Source organism: Faecalibacillus sp. H12 (assembly GCF_013361255.1).
Lineage (GTDB): Bacteria > Bacillota_I > Bacilli_A > Erysipelotrichales > Coprobacillaceae > Faecalibacillus > Faecalibacillus intestinalis.
Genome location: NZ_JABWDK010000010.1, coordinates 48,416 through 73,241 on the forward strand (window position 1 = coordinate 48,416; position 24,826 = coordinate 73,241).

Below are 24,826 nucleotides of genomic sequence, written 5' to 3' on the forward strand. Positions count from 1 at the left end.
TGAGTTGATAAGATGAAAGAGAAAATCATTTTAGTGTGTAGTGAATGTTTATCGAGAAACTATACAATGACTAAAAATAAACGATTAAATGTAAAAAGATTAGAATTAAATAAATATTGTAAACGTTGTGGAAAGCATACGTTACATAAAGAAACAAAATAAGGAGGCTATGTCGTGTTTGGTAAAAAGGCGGAAACAGAAGTCGTTGAAGAAGTAGAACATGAATTAAAATTTAAAGAGTGGTTCAATTTAAAAGGAATCAGAGCTGAAATTAAAAATATTCATTGGTTAACAAAAAAAGAATTATTTAATAATTCTTTAACTGTATTAGTGTTTACTTTTGTAATGGGGTTATTCTTCTTTGGTGGAGATGCCGTTGTTGCATTTATATTGAAAGCATTGGGGATGGATTAATTATGGCAGGAATGAATGATGAAGGAAGACAATGGTATGTTGTTTGTACATACAATGGTCATGAAAATAAAGTAAAAGAAAACTTAGAAAAACGTATTGAATCAATGGGATTACAAGATTGCTTATATAATATCATAATTCCAGAACATGTAGAAACAGTTATTAAAGATGGTAAAAAAATCAACAAAGTAACAAATATGTTTCCTGGATATGTTCTTGTAGAAATGGTTATGACAGATGAAGCTTGGTATGTTGTACGTAATACTTCAGGGGTTTCAGGATTCATTGGTTCTTCTGGTGGAGGAGCAAAACCTTTCCCACTTCAAAAACATGAATTAGATCCAATCTTAAAGAATATGGGTATTAGTACTTCAGCAATCGAAATTGACTATGCTGTTGGAGATGAAGTAAATGTTATTTCAGGTCCATTTGCTGGTAAAAGTGGAACTGTTGAATCGGTTGATTTTGAAAAAGAAACAGCTAAAGTACTTATTGATTTCTTAGGTAATCAAACACCTATGGAAATTGATTTAGTAGCATTAGAAAAAACATTCTAGACAAATGTATTCACATTTGTCTTTTATATTATGGAGGTAAAGATGTCTAAATTATTTTTCTTTGATATAGATGGTACATTGATCGATTGTAATAAAGGGCTTTATGGTATATCAACAATAAATAGAAATTCCTTTGATCAGTTAAAACAAAAAGGTCATGATGTATTTCTAGCTACAGGTAGATGCAAATGCTTTATTACAGAAGGTGTTATGGATTATCCTTTTAGTGGATATGTCACTTGTAATGGGGGCTATGTAGAATATAAAGGAGATGCTATTTATAAAGCTGTTGTTCCAGCAAAAGCAATAGAAGAAACAATTAAATTATCTAAAGAACATCATTTTAGTTTCTATTTTGAAAGTAGCGATTATATTTATGTCTTAGATAAAAATGACCCACAACATAAAGAATTTGCTAGAGTATGGGGAATGAAAGATGAAACAATTGTTGATGATTTTGATCCACAAGAAATTGAAACATATATTGGAATGATCGTTATCAATTCAAAAGAAGATATTCCTCTTTTAGTTGAAACATTATCTCCATATTTTGATATTCAAAGACATCAAACAGGATGTTCGTTTGATTTAACATTAAAAGGTGTTTCTAAAGCTGTAGGAATCCAAAAATTAGTAGATGCACTTCATAAAGATATCAAAGATACGATTGCTTTTGGAGATGGACGCAATGATTTAGAAATGTTAGAAACTGTTGGAACAGGTGTTGCAATGGATAATGCGGTTCCTGAAGCAAAATTTGTGGCTGATGAAATATGTCCAGATGTCAATGATGATGGAATTACAACATGGTTGAAGGAACGTGACTTTATTTAAAGTGAATTTTTTTGTTATAATGACAAAGGTGATTATATGAAAGAAAAAAATTAACAATGAAAGATATAGATCATAAGCTAAGTCGTGAAATCGTAAATACGGCAAAAGCTCATGATGTATCCGTAATCAAATTAGAGCAACTTCAAAACATCCGCTCAACGACAAGAACAAGTCGAAAAAACAATCATAGCCTGCATACATGGTCGTTCTATAGACTAGCTACATTTATAGAATACAAAGCAAAACTTGCAGGCATAGAAGTTGAGTATGTAGATCCAGCATATACAAGTCAGATCTGTCCGATATGTGGAAGTGTTCATCATGCAAATGACAGAAATTATACGTGCAGATGTGGATTTCATACACATAGGGATTTATTGGGAGCAATAAATATATGCAACTCAACTGAGTATATTGGTAACAGATATACTGCCTAGAGAACTATAGGTTCTGCCCTAGGAAGGGCAATGGCATACCTCTAACTTGCACTGCGACCTATCAGAAATGAACTGGTCAGCCAACAATGTTGGCAGGTAGTAAGAATCCCCTGTCTTAGACATGGGGAGTGTCAAAACAAGAATATTTAGTGAATGTAGTATGTTAGAATGTAATAAAGATCTTGAACTTTATTATTTAGATTCTTTTAAAATAGTACATGAAAAGTAGACTCTTTATAAAAGTCTGCTTTTTAAATTACATTTTTTTGGTGTATTCTTAACAATAAAAAGAGTAAAATAGGCTTTGGAGGTGAGACTATGTTGTTGTTTGGACATAGAGGTTATAGTGATCAATATTCTGAAAATACAATGTTAGCTTTTTCAAAAGCTATTGAAAGTGGATTTGATGGTATTGAAACAGATGTGCATAAAACAAAAGATGGTGTTCTTGTTTTATGTCATGATGAAAAAATCAATCGAACAAGTGATGGAAAAGGTTATATTAAAGATATGACTTATGAAGAGCTTTGTGCATATAATTTTGGAACAAAAGAAAATCCTCAAAGAATTCCTTTGTTGAAAGAATTATTGGAATTATGTAAAGGAAAAAATGTAAAGATCAACTTAGAAATTAAAACAAATAAAATTCAATATCCAGGAATAGAACTAGAAAGCTATCAAATGATCAAAGAAATGGGGATGTTAGATCAAGTTCTCTTTTCAAGTTTTTATGTTGATTCTCTTTATAAATTAAGAGCAATCGATTCATCTTTATATTTAGGTTATCTTTTTGAAGATGATTATGAAAAAAATAAACAATTATGTTTAACACAAAAATTTCATGTACATGCACGTGAAGATTTTCTAGATGAAGATGAAATTGCACTCTTTTTAAAAGCTGGATTAGACATCAATACATGGGGTGTAAAGAACCGTTTTAGATATGCTTATTTTAAGGAAAAAGGTGTCAATATTGTTATTGCAAATAAAAATTTTAAGAAATTAAAAATGTAATCACCTACGTTATTTTTTTACATCAAACGAGCGATAATGCTTGTTTTTTGTATGTTTTTCATGTAATATGGTTGTGTACAAATGAAAAATTTCACAATAGTTATGGAGGAAATAAAATGGCAGAAAAAAAACCTGTACAACAAGCTGTCCCAACTGAAGCAGAAACTGATGCTCATGTTGATGACCTTGTAAACAAAGCTTTAAAAGCTTTAGAAGAATTTGAAGATTTTACACAAGAACAAGTAGACTACATCGTTGCTAAATGTTCTGTAGCTGGACTAGACCATCATGGTATTTTAGCTGAAGCTGCAGTTAACGAAACAGGACGTGGAGTATTTGAAGATAAAGCTGTTAAAAACTTATTTGCATGTGAATATGTTACTAACAATTTACGTCATTTAAAAACAGTAGGGATCATCAATGAAGATCCATTAACTGGTATTACTGAAATTGCTGAACCAGTGGGTGTTGTTTGTGGTATCGTTCCAACAACTAACCCAACTTCAACAGTAATTTTCAAATCATTAATCGCTTTAAAAACAAGAAACCCAATCATTTTCTCGTTCCACCCAAGCGCTCATGAAAGTTCAAAACAAGCTGCTATCGTAATTAGAGATGCTGCTATTGCTGCTGGTGCACCAGAAAACTGTATCCAATGGTTATCAATTAAATCTATGTATGCTACTAATGCATTAATGAATCACCCAGGTATTGCAACTATCTTAGCAACTGGTGGTAACGCAATGGTTAAAGCTGCATATTCATGTGGAAAACCTGCTTTAGGTGTAGGTGCTGGTAACGTACCTGCATATGTTGAAAAAACATGTGTATTACCAAGAGCTGTAAATGATATCGTATTATCAAAATCTTTCGACAATGGTATGATTTGTGCTTCTGAACAAGCAGCAATCGTTGACCAAGAAATCTACAGTGATTTCATGAAAGAAATTAAAAGATTCCATGTTTACTTTGTAAATAAAGAAGAAAAAGCTAAACTTGAAAAATTCATGTTTGGTGCAGAAGCTTATTCAGAAAATGTTGCTCAAGCTAAATTAAATCCAAATGTTGTAGGTAAACCTGCTGAATGGATTGCTGAACAAGCTGGATTCAAAGTGCCTGCTGAAACACAAATTATCTGTGCTGAATGTAAAGAAGTAGGACCAAATGAACCATTAACTAGAGAAAAATTATCTCCAGTATTAGCTATCTTAAAAGCTAAAAGCACTGATGATGGTATCGCTAAAGCAGCTGCAATGGTTGAATTTAATGGTTTAGGTCACTCTGCTGCAATTCATACAGAAGATCATGAAATTTCTAAAAAATTCGGTCATGCATGTAAAGCAATCCGTATCATTGAAAACGCTCCATCAACATTCGGTGGTATTGGATCAGTATATAATGCATTCATTCCATCATTAACATTAGGTTGTGGTTCTTACGGACATAACTCAGTATCTAACAACGTAAGTGCTGTTAACTTAATCAATATTAAGAGAATAGGGAGACGTAATAACAATATGCAATGGGTTAAACTTCCTCCAAAAGTATACTTTGAAAAGAATTCAATTAGATACTTAAGAGATATGAAACATATGGAAAAAGCCATGATCGTTACTGATAGAAGTATGGTAAATCTTGGTTATGTTGAAAAAATCGAAGACGTTATTAGAAGAAGACGTAATCATGTAGATATCGAATTATTCTTTGATGTTGAACCAGATCCAAGTATTGATACTGTAAGAGAAGGGGTAGAATTAATGAGAAAATTCGAACCTGATTGTATCATTGCTTTAGGTGGGGGATCATCAATGGATGCTGCTAAAGTTATGTGGTTAATGTATGAAAACCCAGAAGTTAACTTTGATGATATCAAACAAAAATTCATGGATATCAGAAAACGTGCTTTCAAATTCCCTGAATTAGGTAAAAAAGCAAAAATGATCTGTATCCCAACTACATCAGGAACTGGATCAGAAGTTACTCCTTTCGCAGTTATCACTGATAAGAAAGAAAACAAAAAATATCCATTAACTGACTATGCTTTAACACCAACTATCGCTATCGTTGACCCTGAATTCGTAATGTCATTACCAGGAGCAATCGCTGCTGATACAGGTATCGACGTATTAACTCATGCGGTTGAAGCTTATGTTTCAATCTTAGCATCTGACTTTACTGATGGATGGGCTAAACAAGCTGTTAAATTAGTATTTGAATACTTAGAAGAATCAGTTAAGAAAGGTACTCCAATTGCTAGAGAAAAAATGCATAATGCTGCAACTATCGCAGGTATGGCATTCGCAAATGCATTCTTAGGAATGAACCACTCATTAGCTCATAAGATTGGTGGAGAATGGCATATTCCTCATGGTAGAACAAATGGTATCTTATTACCACACGTAATTAGATATAACGGAACTATTCCAACTAAATTAAATATCTGGCCAAAAATTGAAAACTATAAAGCTGATGTTAAATTCATGGAATTAGCTCAATTAATTGGATTAAATCCTAAAACTCCAGCTGAAGGTGTTGAAATGTTCGCTGATGCTTGTGAAGAATTATGTCACAAAGTAGGTGTTGCATCTAACGTAGAATCTCAAGGTATCTCAAGAGAAGCTTGGGAAGAATCAGTTCATAGAATTGCTATGAATGCTTACGAAGATCAATGTACACCAGCTAACCCTAGAATGCCTATGGTTAAAGATATGGAAGATATCTTACGTAAAATTTACGATTACAAAAATAAATTTGATAAATAATAGTTAAGGTAGGCATGTCCTACCTTTTCTTTTACCTTAAGAGAAAGTTCATAATGAATTCATATAGAATTGTTATATTAATCATGTCAGATGAAGACAATATAATAAACAAGTATAAGTGACCCCTCTCCCAAAAAATCACTTATACGCAAGGAAAGGAACGGTGTTCCTTTTTTTGTGTAAAAATAATAAATTTATTATTGCAATAAATATTTAATATTGTTAGAATAAGAAAGGGCAATACAGTGTCTTCCATAGGAAGGCACTTTTTATTTTTATAGATACTAGAGGAGGATAAAAAATGGCTAAATACATATTTGTAACAGGTGGAGTTGTGTCTGGTCTTGGTAAAGGGTTAACAGCTGCATCTTTAGGAAGAATTTTAAAACAAAGAGGACAAAAAGTCTTCATGCAAAAATTAGATCCATATATTAACGTTGATCCAGGAACAATGTCACCTTATCAACATGGGGAAGTATTTGTTACTGCAGATGGGGCAGAAACAGACTTAGACTTAGGACATTATGAAAGATTTATTGATGAACAATTAAATAAAAACTCATCAATTACAACAGGTAGAATTTATAGTAACGTTATTTCAAAAGAAAGACGTGGAGATTATTTAGGAGCTACTGTACAAGTTGTTCCTCATATTACAAATGAAATTAAAGAAAGAATTTATGCAGCGGCACGTAGTTCTAAAGCAGATATCGTCATTACTGAAATTGGTGGAACAACAGGAGATATCGAAAGTTTACCTTTCATTGAAGCTATCCGCCAAGTAAGATTAGATTTAGGATATGAAAATACCGTTTATATTCATACAACTTTACTTCCATACATTGGAGCAAGTCATGAAGTAAAAACAAAACCAACACAACATAGTGTTAAAGAATTAAGAGGTTTAGGTATTCAACCAGACTTTATTGTTTGTCGTAGTGAACATCATATTGAAAAAGAATTAAAAGATAAGATTTCATTATTCTGTAATGTACCAACACAAAATGTTATTTCAAACTATGATGTAGAAAACTTATATGAATTACCACGTATGTTATTAGATCAAAAAATGGATGATTTAGTATTACAACATTTACAAATCAATGCACCAGCGGCTCATATGGATGAATGGGATGCATTAGTTAACCGTGTTAAAAACTTAAATCAAGAATTAAATATTGCGTTAGTTGGAAAATATGTTCAATTACCGGATGCTTATTTATCAGTTAACGAAGCTTTAAGACATGCAGGATATTATGTAAACAGTGTAGTTAATATTGATTTTATTAATTCAGAAGAATTAAATAAAGAAAATGTAGCAGAAAGATTAAAAGATGCTGATGGTATTATCGTTCCAGGTGGATTTGGTGATCGTGGTATTGCTGGTATGATTGATGCCATTGAATATGCACGTACTAATAAAGTTCCACTTTTAGGTATTTGTTTAGGTATGCAATTAATTACCATTGAATATGCTAGAAATGTTTGTGGTATTAAAGATGCAAACTCATTAGAATTTGATGAATTATGTAAAAATCCAGTCATCAACTTAATGTCTGACCAATCTTTAGAAGATATGGGAGGTACACAAAGATTAGGTGATTATGAATGTCAATTAAATCCAGGGACACATGCTTATCGTCTTTATGGAAAAGAAATGATTAAAGAAAGACATCGTCATAGATATGAATTTAATAATAACTATAAAGATGTTTTAGTTGAAAATGGTTTAAAAGTTGCAGGATTTAACCCAGAAAGAAACCTTGTAGAAATTGTTGAGTTAGAAGATCATCCTTACTATGTAGGATGTCAATTCCATCCAGAATTTACTTCAAGACCAAACCGTGCACAACCTTTATTCCAAGGTTTAATTTCTGCAGCACATGATCGTAAATATAATAAATAAAAAAGCAATATCGAAAGATATTGTTTTCTTATACAAAAAAGGAGATTGTCGAGGCAATCTCCAAATTTTTATTTCTTAGGTAATTTAAATGAGCTCTTTAATGAAACGATTCTATTAAATACAAAATGATCATCTGTAGAATCTTTTGTATCAATACAGAAATATCCATTTCTTACAAATTGGAATGAATCACCAGGTTTATATTTTTCAATAGCTGGTTCAACATAACAATCTTCAATAACAGTTAATGAATTAGGATTTAAGTTTAAAGATCCATCTTCATTATAAACACCTTTTTCTTCATCAACTAAGTTTTCATATAAACGAGCTGTTACTTTTTTACAATGATGAACAGGAACCCAATGAATTGTTCCTTTTACTTTTCTACCTGTAAATCCTGTACCATTTTTAGTAATAGGATCATAAGTACAATGAACAACTGTTACTTTTCCATTTTCATCTTTTTCAAAATCAACACATTTAACGAAATAAGCATTCATTAAACGAACTTCATTTCCTGGGAACAATCTAAAATATTTTTTAGGTGGTTCTTCCATAAAGTCATCACGATCAATCCATAATTCTCTTTCAAATGGAACTTTTTCATAACCTAAATCAGGATTTTCCATGTTGACCATCGCATCTAAATATTCTACTTGTCCTTCAGGATAGTTATCGATAACTAATTTAATAGGATCTAAAACAGCCATCACACGAGGTGCTTTAGGTTTTAAATCATTACGAATACAATATTCTAACATTGCATAATCATTTGATGAGTTACTTTTTGTAACACCAACTAATTCCATAAAAGATTTAATGGATTCTGGTGTAAATCCTCTACGTCTTAATGCTGCAATTGTTACTAAGCGAGGATCATCCCAACCATCAACGATTCCTTCATCTACTAAGCGTTTAATATAACGTTTTCCTGTAATAACATTTGTTAAATAAAGTTTTGCGAATTCAATTTGTTTTGGTGGATGTTCATAACCAATTTCTTGAACGACCCAATCATATAAAGGACGATGATCTTCAAATTCAAGAGTACAAATTGAATGAGTAATTCCTTCAATGGCATCTTCAATTGGATGAGCAAAGTCATACATTGGATAAATACACCATTTATCTCCTGTATTATGGTGTGTCATTCTGGCAACACGATAAATAATAGGATCACGCATATTGATATTGGATGAAGCCATATCGATTTTAGCTCTTAATACTTTTGATCCATCTTCAAATTCACCATTTTTCATTCTTTCGAATAAATCTAAGTTTTCTTCGATTGAACGATTACGATATGGAGAATCTTTACCAGGTTCTGTTAAAGTACCACGGTATTCTCTAATTTGTTCAGGACTTAAATCACAAACATAAGCTTTTCCTTTTTTGATTAAAAGAACAGCAGCTTCATACATTTGATCAAAATAGTTTGAAGCAAATTTGATATCACCATCATATTTAGCACCTAACCATTCTACATCTGAAACAATACTTTCGACGAATTCTGTTTTTTCTTTCATTGGATTTGTATCATCGAAACGTAAATTGAATGTTCCATTATATTTTTTAGCTAATCCATAATTTAATAAGATTGATTTAGCATGACCAATGTGTAAATAACCATTTGGTTCAGGAGGAAAACGTGTCGCAATTTTTGTATATTTTCCTTCCGCTAAATCTTGATCTATAATTTTTTCAATAAAATTTTTACTTACTACTTCTTCTTTATCCATAGGAAGTCCTCCCATAATTTTTATATGTTTTAGTTTACCATATTTTCCTTGATTATAAAACATCCAATACTTCATAAATTAGAAAATATGTGCTAGAATGTTTGCGGAAGGTGATAACATGTTTAGAATAGGACAATCGATTGATATTCATCAATTAGTAGAAGGAAGAGATTTATATATTGGTGGTGTAAAAATTGACCATGATAAAGGTTTATTAGGACATAGCGATGCAGATGTTTTATTACATGCCATTATTGAAAGTATTATTGGGGCATTAGGTCTTGGTGATATTGGAAAACATTTTCCAGATACGGATCCTCAATATAAAGGAACTTCTTCAATGGTTTTATTGGAATATTGTTATCAACTGATGGATAAAGAAGGTTATGAAATCAATAACCTTGATAGTATTATTATGTGTGAAGCACCTAAGATGGCTCCACATATTCAAAAAATGAGAGAAAATGTCGCAAGTAAATTACACTGTGACATCAGCCAAATTAACATTAAAGCAACACGTGGAGAAAAACTTGGTTTTGTCGGCAGACAAGAAGGAATGGTAGCTCAAGCGGTTGTATTATTAAGGAAAAAAGGAGTATAGAAATGGCAAAAGTAAGAACAAGATTTGCACCTAGTCCAACTGGATATATGCATATCGGTAACTTAAGAACAGCATTATATGAATATTTAATTGCTAAACATGATCATGGAGATTTTATTTTAAGAATTGAAGATACTGATCAAGAAAGAGAAGTTGAAGGTGCTGTTGATATGATCTATAAAGTTATGGATCAAACAGGATTAGGTTATGACGAAGGACCTAATAAACCAGGAGAAGTTGGACCTTATGTTCAATCTGAAAGATTAGCTATTTATAAAGAATATGCTGATAAATTAGTTGAATTAGGGGGAGCTCATTATTGTTTCTGTGATGAAGAAACAATCAATAAAGCAAAAGAAGAATCTGATAATGAAGAATTAGGATATATTGATCCTTGTAAACATCTTTCTTTAGAAGAAGCAAAACAAAGAATCGCTAATGGTGAAAAATATGTTGTAAGACAAACAATTCCAAGTACTGGAATTACTTCTTTTGAAGATGAAGTTTATGGGCATATTGAAGTAGAAAATGCAGGACTTGCTGAAGGGGTTTTATTAAAAAGTGATGGTTATCCTACATATAACTTTGCGAATATCGTAGATGATCATTTAATGAACATCACTCATGTTGTAAGAGGAAATGAATATTTATCTTCAACACCTAAATATAATTTAATTTATCAAGCATTTGGATGGGATGTACCATCATATATTCATTGTCCACCTGTTATGAAAGATGAAAAACATAAATTATCTAAACGTAATGGAGATGCTTCTTATCAAGATTTAATTAATAAAGGTTTCTTAAATGAAGCAATCTTAAATTATATTGCTTTACTTGGGTGGTCACCTGAAGGTGAACAAGAAATCTTCTCATTAGATGAATTAATTGAAGCATTTGATGTTAAACGTATTTCTAAATCTGGGGCTATTTTTGATATGAATAAATTAAAATGGATCAATAGCCAATATATTAAGAAATTAGATACAAAACAATTAACAGAATTATGTTTACCATTTTTACAAGAAGCTTATGATTTAAGCGATAAAAGTGAAGCATGGATTGAAAAATTAGTAGAAGTGCATAGAGATCATATTTCTTGTGGTGAAGAAATCGTTGAACAAGTTAAATTATTCTTTGAAGATGAAATTCATTTAGAAGAAGAAGCTATTGAATTTATGAAAGATGAAGCTATTCCAAATACTTTAGCTGTGTTTAAATCTAAAGTCGCAGAATTAGCTGAAGAAGATTTTAAACAAGATCAAATTTTTGCTTGTATTAAAGCGACTCAAAAAGAAGCAAAAGCAAGAGGAAAAATGTTATACATGCCTTTACGTATTGCAACAACTGGTATTATGCATGGTCCTGATTTAGCGGCTTCTATGGAATTATTAGGTAAAGAAAAAGTATTAAAAAGATTAGGATAGGAAATTACTCTTATCCTTTTTTTATGTTTTTTTTACATAGAGTTTGATTTATATTGCTTTTTTTGAAATGAAGGCATAATATATTGTCAAAAGTACGGTATTTTTCACAAAAAAGACATAATGAGATGGTATAATAGGTTAGAAAGAGGTGATAACAATGAAGAAGAAAATAATTGGTATTGTTTTAACATTCTTTGTTGTTGTAAGTACTCTTCTAACGATTTTTGCTTTTAGAATAACACCCGTTACTTTAAAAAGAGATACTTTTGTTTATGAATATGGAACACCAATTTCTAATAATCCGGTAGATTATGTCAATGCTAATGCAAATGTTATTAATGAGGTACAATTAAATTTTTCTAATTTAAAAAATGAGATAGGTGTTTATAAAGTATCGGCTTCTTATGCGGGAGTAGAATTTCCATTTTACATTAAAATTCAAGATACAACAAAACCAGTTGTAACTTTAAATCAAGTTGTTTTTAATGTGAATTTAAATGAAGAAATTAGTGCTTTGAATTTGATAGATAAAGTAGAAGATCAATCAGAAGTTATTGCTTATTTTTTAGAGGATGATGGAACAAAAAATACAACTCTTAAATTCACAAAAAAAGGTTCTTATATAGTTAATATTATTGTAGAAGATGTGGTGGGAAATCAAGCGGCTAAATTAAGAGCTAAGATTGTTGTGGGAAGCTTAGGAAATCATCCAACGCTTGAAGGTATTGATGATGTTGAAATTGTTCAAGGAACACATTTTGATATTATGGAAGGTGTTAAAGCTAGTGATGGTAATGGAAATGATATTACACATCAAATTAAGATTTTGAAAAATACAGTCAATACTGAAGAAGTAGGAAGCTATGAAGTTATTTACTCAATTACAAATAGTCAGGGTAATAATATTCAAAGAACAAGAAAAGTAGAAGTGATTAAAAATGAAAGTGAGAAGAAAAAATGAGTGTAACTTTAGCGATGATTGTGATATCCGTAGCCATTTATGTCATTATTAATTTTATAGATCATTCAGATGAAAAATCAGCGTTGGCTATTAAATATGGAGCTTTTTATCCTCCTAAAATAGAATATAAACAAGAGTATTGGCGCTTTTTAACAGCTAATTTTGTTCATGTTGATTTAGTTCATATTTTTATGAATTGTTATGCACTTTATTATTTGGGTGGAACTTTCTTTGAACCTTTTTTGGGAAGTTTAGAATATTTGTATTTAGTATTAATTTCTGGAATTTTTTCTTATCTTATTACTTATATGGCATCTAAAAAAGAGGGACGTTATCAAAATACGATTACTTTAGGTGCAAGTGGTATTTTTTATGGGTTTTTAGGAGCTATTGTGACTTTAGGTGTTGTTTTTCAAGGACCATTTTTAATGGTTTTAAAACAATTTATTCCTGTCATTGCTATTAATGTTGTTTTTACGTTGGCAGATAAAAATATTTCTAAAACAGGGCATTTAGGTGGCTTTGTTGGTGGTGTTATTGCTATGCTAGTGCTTATTGGAAGTGGTTTATGCGTTTATTAATTGATGGAGATGCTTGTCCTGATCGTCAAAAAGTTATTGAACTTGCTTTGCATTATGGAGTAGAAGTTTTATTGTTTATTGATTTTGCACATGTTATTGAAGATGAAAGAATTCAAATAATTATGTGTGAAGTAGGAAAAGATAGTGTTGATCAAATGATTCTTTCTTATATACAAGAAGGTGATCTATTGATTAGTCAAGATTATGGACTTGCAAGTTTAGCTTTGCTTAAAAATGTAACGATACTTCATGTATCGGGGAAAAGAATTACAGAAGATAATATTAATAATTTGTTGACTTCTCGTTACTTAGGACATCTTTCTAGAAAACAACATAAGCATGTAAAAGGACCTAAAAAAAGGAATTATAAGACATCACAATTCTTTTTAAGAGAATTAGAAAAGATATTTATTGAAAATAAAATAAACGAAGAAAAAGCAATACTAGAATAAACATCTAGCATTGCTTTGTTTTTATTTTCCAGAATCTCCATAGTTTTTAAGCACACGAGCACTTGGATCATCAACATCACAGTTTTCCCATTCTTTATTTGGCATCCAGAAATCTTTGATCCATTTTCCTTGTTGTGGGAAGAATGATTCAAAAATATCTCTATACATTAATGATTCTTTGGTGAAAGGTGTACAATATGAATATTTATCTTTAGCATTTAAAACATCTTCATCACTGTATTTATCTTCAGCTAATTCTTTTAAATAATCTACCATTGAATGACCAACAGCATCAGAAAAAGCTGCTTTTTCTCTAAATAAAATATCGTGTGGTAAATAATCAGTTCCTTCAAAAGCATGTCTTAACAAATATTTTCCTTTATTATAAACATTCATTTTTTTAGCAGGATCAATAGACATAGAATAATCAACAAAATCAAGATCAGCAAAAGGAACACGTCCTTCAAGAGCATGTGCAGAAATACAACGATCGGCTCTTAAGACATCGTACATATAAAGTTCTTTGATTCTTTTACTTGCTTCTTCTTGGAAGGCTTTAGCGTTAGGTGCAAAATCAGTATATTTATAACCAAATAATTCATCTGAAACTTCACCAGTCATAATAACTTTAATATCGGTATTTTGGTGAATATATTTACATAAAATATACATGGCCATACTCGCACGAATTGTTGTAATATCGAAAGTTTCAAGATGATAGATGACTTCTTTTAGATGTTGATAGAGATCTTCTTTATTCATAATAACTTCTGTATGTTCTGTTCCTAAATAATCAGCAACTTGTTTAGCATATTTTAAATCAATAGGATCACTTTCCATACCGATAGCGAAAGTACGAATAGGTTTATCTGATAATTTTTGACCAATGGCACATACTAAAGAAGAATCTAATCCACCGCTTAATAAATATCCAATTGGAGCATCAGACATAAATCTTTTTTCTACGGCTTTTTCAAGTTTCGTTTTTAATTTTCCGGCAATTGTTTCTAAATCATCATCAACGATTGTTTTAGGATCACTTAAATCATTATAACAAACAAATTGACCATCTAAATAATAATGTCCTGGTGGAAAAGGCATAATATCATCACATAAATCAAATAAAGCTTTGGCTTCGGAAGCAAAACATATTTGATGTTCTTTTTTACTATAACCATAAAACATAGGTCTAATTCCCATTGGGTCTCTTGCTGCCATTAACTGTTTGGTTTTGTTATCGTATAAAACAAGAGCAAATTCAGCATCTAAATATTTACATAAAATTTCAAGTCCATATTGTTCATATAATGGAATCAAAACTTCACAATCACTACCAGATTTAAAAGTATAGCTACTTTCTAATTTTGTTTTTAATGCTGGATAGTTATATATTTCACCATTACATACAAGTGTATAATCTTTATAAACAAAAGGTTGATTTCCATTTGTTGATAAATCCATAATTGATAAACGGTTAAATCCCCATGTTATTCCATGATCAATTGAGACATGTTGATAATCAGGTCCACGATACGCTGCTTTATCTAAAGCTTTTTGGAAAACCTGTAATTCAAATTCTTCACTTCCAACGACTAAAAAACCACACATTTTAATATCCCCCTTATAATTAAAAAACGCACATAGTGTGCGAGTATCGTGTAACATATAAATCCAAAGATATACATGGTACGGAAAATACTTCAAAGAGTACTCGATACCCGCTAGTTGTAACATAACTAGAGACGTTCTAGCCTACTTGCATTGCTTTCGGTAGACAGCTCGAAGGTGTTCTTCATATTTTCGTTCACTGCTAGTCTTTCACCTTCTACTAGCTCGCTGTTGCTTCGTAAAAATACTACTCTCCTTGTCTTTGCTTTTAACTTGTTTACAGTATAGTATAGGATTTATAAAAAATCAATAAGAAATAATTAATATGATAAAAAATATTTAATTTTATACAATTATAAAATGTGAATAACTTTTGAGACAAATTTGAGACAAAAAACATAAAAAAATCATGTATAATGTTAATGTCTAGAAAAATATAAATATAGGAGTTTAAAAATGCCAAAAGATATACACATGTTAGTAAGTATGATTAATATGAAATTAAGAGATGATGATATGCAATTATCACATGTTCTTTCTATTTATGATTTGAATGAAACTGAGTTTATGAAAAGATTAGATGAAAACGAATATTTTTATGATGAAAGTACAAATCAAATTAAAACAAAATAATTGTTTTATCGAAGAATAGTGATATAATTATGAATACTTAAACGGAGGGAATTTAAATGTTAAAATTAGAAGATTTTAAAGCAGCTAAAAAAAGAGTTGATGAAGTTATCTTACCAACTCATTTAATACATAGTGATGCCTTTTCTGAAGAATGTGGAAATGATGTCTACATCAAACCTGAAAACTTACAAAAAACAGGAGCTTTCAAAATTAGAGGGGCCTACAATAAAATTATGAAATTAGATGATGAAGCAAAGAAAAAAGGGTTAATTGCTTCTTCAGCTGGAAATCATGCACAAGGTGTTGCTTATGCAGCAAAAAAATTAGGGGTCAAAGCAACAATTTGTATGCCAGCACATACACCATTGATTAAAGTTGATGCTACAAAAGCACATGGAGCGGATGTTGTGTTATATGGTGAAGCTTATGATGAAGCTTATGAAAAAGCTGTAGAATTACAAAAAAGTGAAGGATACACTTTTGTTCATCCTTTTGATGATGAAGATGTTATGGAAGGGCAAGGAACAATTGCTTTAGAAATTATGGAAGAACTTCCAGATGTTGATTATATTTTAGTACCAATTGGTGGTGGTGGATTAATTTCAGGTATTGCTTGTGCAGCAAAGCAAATCAATCCATCTGTTAAAATCGTTGGTGTTGAACCAGAAGGTGCAGCGAGTGCCCTTGCCGCAGTTGAAGATGATCAACTTGTTAAATTAAGTGAAGTAAGTACAATCGCTGATGGTACAGCAGTTAAACAAATTGGAGAAACTCCATTTGAATATATTAAAAAATATGTTGATGAAATCGTAACTGTAAGTGATTATGAATTGATGGAAGCCTTCTTATTACTTGTTGAAAAACATAAATTAATTGCTGAAGGATCAGGTATTTTATCATTAGCAGCTTTAAAGAAATTACATTGTAAACGTAAAAAAGTTGTTTCACTTATTTCAGGTGGAAATATGGATGTTATGACAATTTCTTCGATGATCAATAAGGGACTTATTTCAAGAGGAAGAATTTTAACATTTTCAGTACAATTACCAGATATTCCAGGACAATTAGAAGTTGTTTCTCATTTACTTAATGAATGTAATGCAAATGTTATTGGAGTTGAACATAACCAATTTAAAAACTTTGCTCGTTTTTCTGAAGTAGAATTAAGAGTGACCTGTGAAACAAATGGTGAAGCTCATATTCAAGCGATTGCTGATAAATTTAAAGAAAATGGTTATATTATTCAAAAAATTAACTAATCTTATAAACCGCTTAGGCGGTTTTTTATTTTCAATGAGGTGAAGATTATGATTTATAAATATTTTAAAGAGTGTAAAAAATTAATTGTATTGATTACTTTATTAGGCATGCTTATTGGTATGCTTTTTTTTATAACTAAAGATACACCACCAACACTGGTCCTAAAAAAGAAAAAAATCAATATTGAATATGGACAAACTTATTATGCTAATTTTAAAGGTTTAGTGGATACAACAGGAATGAGTAAAAAGGAGATTTGTTATTTAAAAAAGAATGTAAGTATAACGGATAATCTTCAAAATGAAGATCAAAAAAGTTATCCAGCAGTAGGAAAATATAAGATTTTTATAAAATATAATAATAAGCTTTCAACGATTCAAATTATTTGTAAAGATACATTAGCACCTGTACTAGCATTTCCTAAAAATGTAGATGTTATAAAAGAAAGTGATTTAGAAAGTATTGATTTTAAATCATTGATCATAGCTACCGATTTATCACCATTAAAAGAAATTCAAATAGATACAAGTCAAATCGATATTCATAGAATAGGTGAATATCAAGTAAAAGTATTTGTAGAAGATATATATAAAAATAGAAGAGAAAAAGAATTTAAGGTCAATGTTACAGAAAATAAACAAGAAACAACTAATTCTCAAAATAATCAAGAAAATAATGTGAATAAGATTGAAAGTGAAAATAATAAACCGAATGAGGACATTACAATCTCTCAATCAAATGAAAAAAATAATGTAAAGGATCATTTAGATAATGATCATCAACAAACAAAGCCCCCACAAACGGTTTATTGGTATGAATGTTACCTTTGTGGATTATATGTTGATTCAAATGTTTCTTTAGAAGATGCTAAAAAGAAGTTTGATCAAACAAAGTGTACAGATGCTATTGAATTTTCAGGAATAGAGTGGAGACATAGTAGATTTCATTATGGAATTAATCATTCTTAGAAAATTGAAGGAGGAGTAAAAGTGAATTGTGTTTATAAGTGGATTTTAGGTCCATAGGCAATCAGAGATTGTCTTTTTTTATTAGAAATTATTTATGATGGAGGAATATGAAATGAAACAGAAAAAAATATTTGATAAAGTTATGAAAATATTTGCAGTTATGGTGTTTATTTTATCTATGTGTTTTTCACAAAAATATGCAAATAATGTCGAAGCATGGGATAATAGTACACCTCATGAATTTACACGTATTAAACAAATTGATTATCCATGGTGGTGGTCTTCTAAAATAGCTAGTGCGAAAAAATGGTCCACTTATATGTGTAAATATGATAATAAATATGCTTATTGTTTAGAAGCAAGTAAAAAATCACCATCAGCTGGAAAATACCCAGCTCAAGTGATTGAAAATAATGAGGCTGTAAGAAAAATTCTTTATTACGGATTTGGAGGACCAGGCTATGATCAAGCAATTAAAGAAATGTATACAGTTGAATTAAATTCTTGTGTTCCTGATGATTTTGGGGAAAAGCATGGTAACTTTGATGATGGTGCTTATTTGTTTACCCATATTTGGCTTTCTTATGCTTATGGCGGAGATTTAATGGGGTTAAACTTAAAAGATTTCAATGCTAAATGGCCAAATGCAGATGGTAATAGTGGTTATGGAGATAATATTTTATGGGGCTATAACTGGCTTATGAATCAACCTGATATTGGTTATGCTTATTTTAGCCCAAGTCAAGATGGTGGAGTTACAGCCTCTTTTAAGGCTGAATTTGATAAGGTAAATAAACTTCAAAAAACAAATACTGTTAAATTAGAAGGAACAAGTCATTCTACCATTCAAGTTCCTTTACAAAATAATGTTACACTATATAACGTAACAAAAGGAACGATGCAAACAGGAGGGACGGCAACTGTAAATGGTGGAGAAAGTTTCTATTTAACAGCACCATGTAAAAATAGTCCAGAAAATTATAAGTCAGGAAATATTGCGGGAAAAGGTTGTGAAATGTTTACTGCATTAGCTATTAAAGATGGTGCAGAAGGAACACAAACAGAAGGTTCATGGAATTTAGATCCTGATGGAAATAAATTAAAATATGAAGTTGAATGGTTGGATTTTGGAGCGTTACGCCTTTCTAAGGTAGATAATACTTCTGAATTTCAAAAAAATTCTAAATTTAGATTAATTTCAACTTCTTATACAGGATATGATGAAACTTTTGAAGTCACAAAAGATGAAAATGGAGATTATGAATTATTTATTGATTATTTACCTGTAGGAACTTATTCACTTACTGAGATTGAATGTGAAGATCACTTTGCACCTGTTGTTGCTAAATGGCAAGTGACAATTGTAAAAGATAAGACAACAAAGAAAATTGTTGTAAATACATTAAGACCAACAGGAACATTAAAACTTCAAAAGAAACTTGAAGACGCACGTCAGGGAGCTGTTGATCTTGCAGATAAAGATATTAAAAAAACAAAATATAAAGTTGTAGCAATGAATGATATTGTTGATACAGTATCCTTGAAAAAATTATATTCTAAAGGGGAAATAATTACTTTAGGAAGTGGAAAATGTATTGTTGATACAAATGATGGTCAAATGATTACTTATTCAAATGGTGTACAAGTTTCAAAAGGAATAATGAATGAAGAAGGAATTATTTCTGTAGATGAAAATGGTCAATTAGAAATGACAGGAATTCCTCTTGGAAAATATCAAGTTGTTGAAGTTTCATGCCCTCAAGGTTATGTTTTAGATTCTACACCTTATGATTTTGAAATTACACAAAAAGATCATACAACAACAATTTATACAACCTCTCATGAACAAACAAATCAAATTACTAAGACAACATTTACTAAAACCGATGTTACTGGTGATCAAGAAGTTAGTGGTGCTAAAATGTCTATTACGGATTTAGAGGGAAAAGTTATTGATGAATGGATTTCATCTAATAAGGCCCATGAAATAGATGGATTAGAAAGTGGAAAAACTTATTATTTAAATGAGGATACAAGTCCAGCAGGATATGTAAAAGCAACGAAAATTGAATTTAAAGTCAATGAAGATGGAAAAATTCAAAAAGTAAATATGAAAGATAAAGTTGTAACGATTTCTAAAGTAACTTTAGGTGGTGAAGAAATTCAAGGAGCTTTATTACAAGTAATAGATGAGGAAGGGAATACAGTTGATCAATGGTATAGTGATGGAAATGAACATCCTGTAAGTGGGTTAGAAGAAGGAAAAACGTATACTTTACACGAAGATTTAGCACCTTTAGGATTTAATTTAGTAAATGATATATCTTTTACAGTTTCTTATGAAAAAGAAAATCAAAAAATAGAAATGATTGATACTTTTGTTAAAGTTTATAAACAAAAAGAAGATGGTAATTTGTTAAAAGGAGCACAGCTTACAGTTGTTTCTACAAAAACAAAAAATAGAATTGATCAATGGATTACAGGACAACATATTTTTGATATTAATGATGTTATGAAGAAAAAAATATTAAAAGGGGATATGTGTCAAGGTAAAAATGAAGAAGGTATTGAATACAAAGTTGTTTCCCAATTAAAATCAAATGATTATTTTTTAATGTTGAAAGATGGAGAAGATGTGACATATTATTGTATAGATATTCAAGGAGATGAGACAGCCCACTTAATACAAGGACTTAATAGTGGGGAAAAATATATTTTAAGAGAAACATTGACACCTTGTGGATATGCAACAGCTAAAGAACAAATTTTTGAAATAAGAGAAAAGAATATTGTTTTAAAAGTTGTTGATGAAGATATTAAAGTGGATATTTCTAAAAAAGACATAACAAATAAAAAAGAATTGTCTGGAGCTCATTTACAAGTGAAAAATGAAGATGGAGAAGTTCTTGATTCTTGGATTTCAACTGATCAAGAACACCGCATTTGTCATTTGGAAGTTGGTAAAAAATATATTTTAGAAGAAACAATGGCACCTTATGGTTATGAAAAGAGTGAAAAAGTCGAATTTGTGATTAAAGATACTGGAGAAATACAAAAAGTCATCATGTATGATCAACCAATTATTCAAGCAATTAAAACAGGTGATAGTTCAAAGTTGAATTATTTTATAATGCTTGGTGCTTTAAGTGGAATTTGTATTTTTTTATGTAGAAAAAGGGATGTTAAATCCCCTAAATCTAAATGATTTCATCAATAAGACCATATTCTAAAGCTTCTAATGGATCTAAGTAGTAATCACGATCACAATCATGAATGATTTTTTCTAATGATTGTTTAGAATTTTCGCTTAAAATAAGTGAAAGTTTTTTCTTTTGTTTGCATATTCTTTTGGCGTTTATTTCAATATCACTTGCTTGTCCTTCTAAAGAGGCAAGAGGTTGATGTATCATTATTTCACTATTTTTTAATGCACATCTTTTTCCTTTGGAACCTGCACTTAAAAGAATAGAAGCCATACTTGCTGCCATGCCACAACAAATTGTGCTGACATCACATGAAACAAAGTTCATTGTATCAAAAATTGCTAGTCCTGCAGAAACACTACCGCCAGGTGAATTGATATACATGTAAATATCATTTTTATTATCTTGTGCTTCTAAATAAAGTAATTGACCAATAATTGAACTTGCCATGGCATCGTCGATAGTTCCTGTAAGTAGAATAATTCTTTCTTCTAAAAGTTTGGAATAGATATCGTAGGCATATTGATGATTTTTATCTTTTTCTATAACGGTTGGTATTAGATGCATAAAATAACCTCCATATGTAATTATAGAAATTAATAATAAAAATTATTCTTTGCGCTGATGAAATAAGTAAAAATTTTTTTAAAAAAATAGTAGAAAATAGTGTAAGCGCTAACGATATGATGAAATGGGAATTATTAGAAAAATAAAGGAAAAATTAATGCATCTTATACAAGAAATCAACGTTGTAATAGTTGCTTTTGTGAAGTTTTTGACTTATAATAATGGCATAAAAGCTATTTACAAGGAGGAATATTAATAAAATGGCAGTAAAAGTAGCAATTAACGGATTTGGACGTATCGGACGTCTAGCATTCAGACAAATGTTTAATGCAGAAGGATATGAAGTTGTAGCAATCAACGATTTAACTAATCCTAAAATGTTAGCACACTTATTAAAATATGATTCAGCACAAGGTAAATATGCATTAGCTGATACAGTAGAAGCTGGTGAAGATTCAATCACAGTTGATGGAAAAGAAATCAAAATCTACGCTAAAGCTAACGCAGCTGAATTACCATGGGGAGAAATCGGTGTAGACGTAGTATTAGAATGTACTGGGTTCTATGTATCTAAAGCTAAATCTCAAGCTCATATCGATGCTGGAGCTAAAAAAGTTGTTATCTCAGCACCTGCTGGAAATGACTTACCAACAATCGTATTCGGTGTAAACGAAGGTACTTTAAAAGCTTCTGACACTATCATCTCAGCAGCTTCATGTACAACTAACTGTTTAGCACCAATGGCTAACGCTTTAAATAATTTAGCACCAATCAAATCTGGTATCATGTTAACAGTACATGCTTACACTGGAGATCAAATGGTATTAGATGGACCTCATAGAAAAGGTGACTTAAGAAGAGCTCGTGCAGCTGCAGTTAACATCGTTCCTAACTCAACAGGTGCTGCAAAAGCAATCGGATTAGTAATCCCAGAATTAAATGGTAAATTAATTGGTTCTGCACAACGTGTACCAGTTCCAACTGGATCTACAACTATCTTAACTTCAGTTGTTGAAGGTGAAGTTACAGTTGAAGAAGTAAATGCAGCTATGAAAGCAGCAACTACTCCATCATTCGGATATACTGAAGAACCATTAGTATCTTCTGATATCGTAGGAATCACTTACGGATCATTATTCGATGCAACTCAAACTATGGTTAAACCATTAGACAACGGAACTACAGAAGTTCAAACAGTTGCTTGGTATGACAACGAAAACTCATACACTTCTAACATGGTTAGAACTATTAAATATTTTGCTGAATTAGCTTAATCTAGCGAAAATATGCTAAATAAAAAAGGGTTTCAAGATAGAAGAAGCCCTTTTTTGTTCTTTAACTCGTAAATCAATTTTGATTTACGAGTTTTTTCTTTTATAGAGAATATTTTGTAAAACAATAAAAAACAATAATTCTAATGTATAATTAGATAAATACTATTCTTATTGAAATATATGATTTGTTAATAAGATAAGTGTATTGTTTAAAATGTAAAAGAAGTAAAAGATATGTAACTAAGAAAATTTAAAGAGATTGTTATTAAATTTATGTAAATAGGGTATTTTATTGAATTATTTTACAATAAGTATTGACTGTGGAGCCACTCCATAGTGTTCAATGATGTTGAAAGGAGGAAAGGTAATATGAAAACAAATGAATTAGAAAAAGAAATAGGCCTTTCAAAGTATACAATTCGATATTATGAAAAGGAGGGGCTTATTCAACCTAAAAGGGAGGAAAATGGTTATCGTGATTATGATGATGAAACAGTCCAAAAATTGAAAATTATTAAATTTTTGAGAAATCTACAAATTTCTGTTGATGATATCAAGGCGATATTAGAAGGTGAATTGGATTTTAGGCATTGTTTAAAAATCAATCAAGTGAACATGCAAAAACAAATAGAAAGTATGAATGAAATCAAAGATACAATAGATGATTACTATGATAAAGATTTACCTTTAATAGAAGAATTAAGTGAAATTAAAAATAATAATAATAAAATGGGGTTAGGCTTTCGAAAAACTACTTCAACAGTTTCATTAGGAAGAAAAATTACACCAGAACTTGCAAGAAGACAATTAATTATTACTTTTATAGGGGCTATTGTAGTTGCTGGGTCATTTGCTAGAATGCCATATGATTTAGGCAATATGAGAATTTTAGTAGGTATATTATTTTTTATAGTGACATTTATGTTAATGATAGCATTTTCTTTCAAACAAACATCTGCAATGATGTTAGATAATACGCTTAATCAATCTATAGAGTTTTTAAGTGATGGTATTTACTATTATCAATTTGATGGGCCAATGAACAATTTTAAATATTTCTTTGCAGTTGTTTTTAATAAAAAACATCAATTTATGCATAAATGTTTATATGAAGATATTGAAAAACTTGAAGTTGTAGCTAAGAAAAATTATATGAGTACAGGAAGTCCATTAGCTTATGAAGCTTATGTTTCTGATTTTAATTTCACATTTAAAAATGGACAAACATTTTATTTTTATTGGCCAATGATTTTAAATGATGATGCAAGATATATTGCGATAATTGTAGAAAAGAAAGTAAAACATATTGAAGATCCCTATAATATTCTTTATGCAATGAAACAAGGTATAAATCTTAATGATTATTTAATAGGAAGATTATAATAAAAGTATGCTATAAAAGAGTCGAATTTTAAATTGACTCTTTTGCATTTTTATTAAAAAAACAAATGAAGGGTATAAAAAATTTGCTATTTTTGATACTCAAAATAGTTTGTAAACACCAAATTATAAAAAAGCATCAAAAAAGATCAATGGGAAAAACGTTGATATAAAGGCAGAAAAAGAGGGAAAGAGAGAAAAAAATAAAAAAAGGACAAGAAAAAGCTTTACAAAAGGGAGAGAGGATG

21 protein-coding genes and 1 pseudogene are annotated in these 24,826 nt (G+C 30.3%); 19 read left to right on the forward strand and 3 right to left on the reverse strand.

The features are described from left to right. Positions 1-12 precede the first annotated feature (12 nt). The 8 genes and pseudogenes from rpmG to HUU89_RS08490 all read left to right on the forward strand — a co-directional run bounded on the left by rpmG (position 13) and on the right by HUU89_RS08490 (position 7,924). The gene (gene rpmG, locus HUU89_RS08455; protein WP_022002628.1) at positions 13-162 is read left to right on the forward strand and encodes a 50S ribosomal protein L33; all 150 of its coding nucleotides are present in this window, start codon (positions 13-15) and stop codon (positions 160-162) included. A gap of 12 nt (positions 163-174) precedes the next feature. Then, positions 175-414: a preprotein translocase subunit SecE gene (gene secE / locus HUU89_RS15310; protein ID WP_175301522.1), complete on the forward strand. Its 240-nt coding sequence runs from the start codon at positions 175-177 to the stop codon at positions 412-414. 2 nt (positions 415-416) lie between these two features. After that, positions 417-971: a transcription termination/antitermination protein NusG gene (gene nusG, locus HUU89_RS08465; protein ID WP_175301523.1), complete on the forward strand. Its 555-nt coding sequence runs from the start codon at positions 417-419 to the stop codon at positions 969-971. 42 nt (positions 972-1,013) lie between these two features. Further along, positions 1,014-1,805 (forward strand): Cof-type HAD-IIB family hydrolase, encoded by a 792-nt coding sequence (locus tag HUU89_RS08470; RefSeq protein WP_175301524.1) that lies wholly within the window; start codon positions 1,014-1,016, stop codon positions 1,803-1,805. Positions 1,806-1,849: 44 nt separating this feature from the next. Further along, a pseudogene (locus tag HUU89_RS08475) lies at positions 1,850-2,242 on the forward strand (RNA-guided endonuclease TnpB family protein); the annotation flags it as partial. 318 nt (positions 2,243-2,560) lie between these two features. After that, complete coding sequence (locus HUU89_RS08480; RefSeq protein ID WP_032090773.1) at positions 2,561-3,256, forward strand: glycerophosphodiester phosphodiesterase family protein; 696 nt, start codon at positions 2,561-2,563, stop codon at positions 3,254-3,256. A gap of 116 nt (positions 3,257-3,372) precedes the next feature. Next, a complete protein-coding gene (gene adhE / locus HUU89_RS08485; protein ID WP_175301526.1) occupies positions 3,373-6,018 on the forward strand; it encodes a bifunctional acetaldehyde-CoA/alcohol dehydrogenase in 2,646 nt (881 codons plus the stop codon). A gap of 301 nt (positions 6,019-6,319) precedes the next feature. Next, entirely contained in the window at positions 6,320-7,924 is a 1,605-nt protein-coding gene (locus HUU89_RS08490; protein ID WP_032090771.1) for a CTP synthase, read from the forward strand. Positions 7,925-7,992: 68 nt separating this feature from the next. Here the strand turns inward: HUU89_RS08490 and HUU89_RS08495 are convergent, their stop codons facing one another. Continuing rightward, positions 7,993-9,663, reverse strand: coding sequence for a glutamine--tRNA ligase/YqeY domain fusion protein (locus tag HUU89_RS08495; RefSeq protein WP_032091229.1), 1,671 nt, complete (start codon positions 9,661-9,663; stop codon positions 7,993-7,995). Positions 9,664-9,781: 118 nt separating this feature from the next. Between HUU89_RS08495 and ispF the strand changes: the two genes are divergently transcribed. The 5 genes from ispF to HUU89_RS08520 all read left to right on the forward strand — a co-directional run bounded on the left by ispF (position 9,782) and on the right by HUU89_RS08520 (position 13,685). Then, the gene (gene ispF / locus HUU89_RS08500; protein ID WP_175301527.1) at positions 9,782-10,264 is read left to right on the forward strand and encodes a 2-C-methyl-D-erythritol 2,4-cyclodiphosphate synthase; all 483 of its coding nucleotides are present in this window, start codon (positions 9,782-9,784) and stop codon (positions 10,262-10,264) included. A 2-nt stretch (positions 10,265-10,266) separates the two neighbouring features. Further along, positions 10,267-11,691, forward strand: coding sequence for a glutamate--tRNA ligase (gene gltX / locus HUU89_RS08505; protein WP_032090769.1), 1,425 nt, complete (start codon positions 10,267-10,269; stop codon positions 11,689-11,691). A 157-nt stretch (positions 11,692-11,848) separates the two neighbouring features. Further along, the gene (locus HUU89_RS08510; RefSeq protein WP_147580603.1) at positions 11,849-12,652 is read left to right on the forward strand and encodes an immunoglobulin-like domain-containing protein; all 804 of its coding nucleotides are present in this window, start codon (positions 11,849-11,851) and stop codon (positions 12,650-12,652) included. Continuing rightward, positions 12,649-13,233 (forward strand): rhomboid family intramembrane serine protease, encoded by a 585-nt coding sequence (locus HUU89_RS08515; protein WP_032090767.1) that lies wholly within the window; start codon positions 12,649-12,651, stop codon positions 13,231-13,233. Before HUU89_RS08510 ends, HUU89_RS08515 begins: the two co-directional genes overlap by 4 nt. Beyond that, positions 13,221-13,685, forward strand: a complete 465-nt coding sequence (locus HUU89_RS08520; protein WP_032090766.1) for a DUF188 domain-containing protein — start codon at positions 13,221-13,223, stop codon at positions 13,683-13,685. The genes HUU89_RS08515 and HUU89_RS08520 overlap by 13 nt, the downstream gene beginning before the upstream one ends. 21 nt (positions 13,686-13,706) lie before the next feature. Here HUU89_RS08520 and asnB read toward each other — a convergent pair whose 3' ends face one another. Further along, positions 13,707-15,293: an asparagine synthase B gene (asnB, locus tag HUU89_RS08525; RefSeq protein WP_117346336.1), complete on the reverse strand. Its 1,587-nt coding sequence runs from the start codon at positions 15,291-15,293 to the stop codon at positions 13,707-13,709. Positions 15,294-15,749: 456 nt separating this feature from the next. Between asnB and HUU89_RS08530 the strand changes: the two genes are divergently transcribed. The 4 genes from HUU89_RS08530 (at position 15,750) to HUU89_RS08545 (ending at position 21,359) form a co-directional block, all read left to right on the forward strand. Then, positions 15,750-15,926, forward strand: coding sequence for a DUF4250 domain-containing protein (locus HUU89_RS08530; RefSeq protein ID WP_081918972.1), 177 nt, complete (start codon positions 15,750-15,752; stop codon positions 15,924-15,926). A gap of 56 nt (positions 15,927-15,982) precedes the next feature. After that, complete coding sequence (ilvA, locus tag HUU89_RS08535) at positions 15,983-17,185, forward strand: threonine ammonia-lyase (RefSeq protein ID WP_032090764.1); 1,203 nt, start codon at positions 15,983-15,985, stop codon at positions 17,183-17,185. 48 nt (positions 17,186-17,233) lie between these two features. Further along, entirely contained in the window at positions 17,234-18,154 is a 921-nt protein-coding gene (locus tag HUU89_RS08540; RefSeq protein ID WP_175301528.1) for a hypothetical protein, read from the forward strand. Positions 18,155-18,266: 112 nt separating this feature from the next. Beyond that, positions 18,267-21,359 carry a SpaA isopeptide-forming pilin-related protein gene (locus HUU89_RS08545; protein ID WP_175301529.1) on the forward strand — a complete coding sequence of 1,031 codons (3,093 nt, stop codon included), beginning with the start codon at positions 18,267-18,269 and terminating at the stop codon, positions 21,357-21,359. On the opposite strand, the gene HUU89_RS08550 is transcribed toward HUU89_RS08545, so the two are convergent. Continuing rightward, positions 21,352-21,924 (reverse strand): ATP-dependent Clp protease proteolytic subunit, encoded by a 573-nt coding sequence (locus HUU89_RS08550; protein ID WP_022001252.1) that lies wholly within the window; start codon positions 21,922-21,924, stop codon positions 21,352-21,354. The two genes, HUU89_RS08545 and HUU89_RS08550, sit on opposite strands and share 8 nt — an antisense overlap. Before the next feature lie 260 nt (positions 21,925-22,184). On the opposite strand from HUU89_RS08550, the gene gap reads away from it, so the two are divergent. Beyond that, a complete protein-coding gene (gene gap / locus HUU89_RS08555) occupies positions 22,185-23,198 on the forward strand; it encodes a type I glyceraldehyde-3-phosphate dehydrogenase (protein ID WP_022001253.1) in 1,014 nt (337 codons plus the stop codon). A 369-nt stretch (positions 23,199-23,567) separates the two neighbouring features. Next, positions 23,568-24,581, forward strand: a complete 1,014-nt coding sequence (locus HUU89_RS08560) for a MerR family transcriptional regulator (RefSeq protein ID WP_147580598.1) — start codon at positions 23,568-23,570, stop codon at positions 24,579-24,581. The last annotated feature ends 245 nt before the right edge of the window (positions 24,582-24,826 follow it).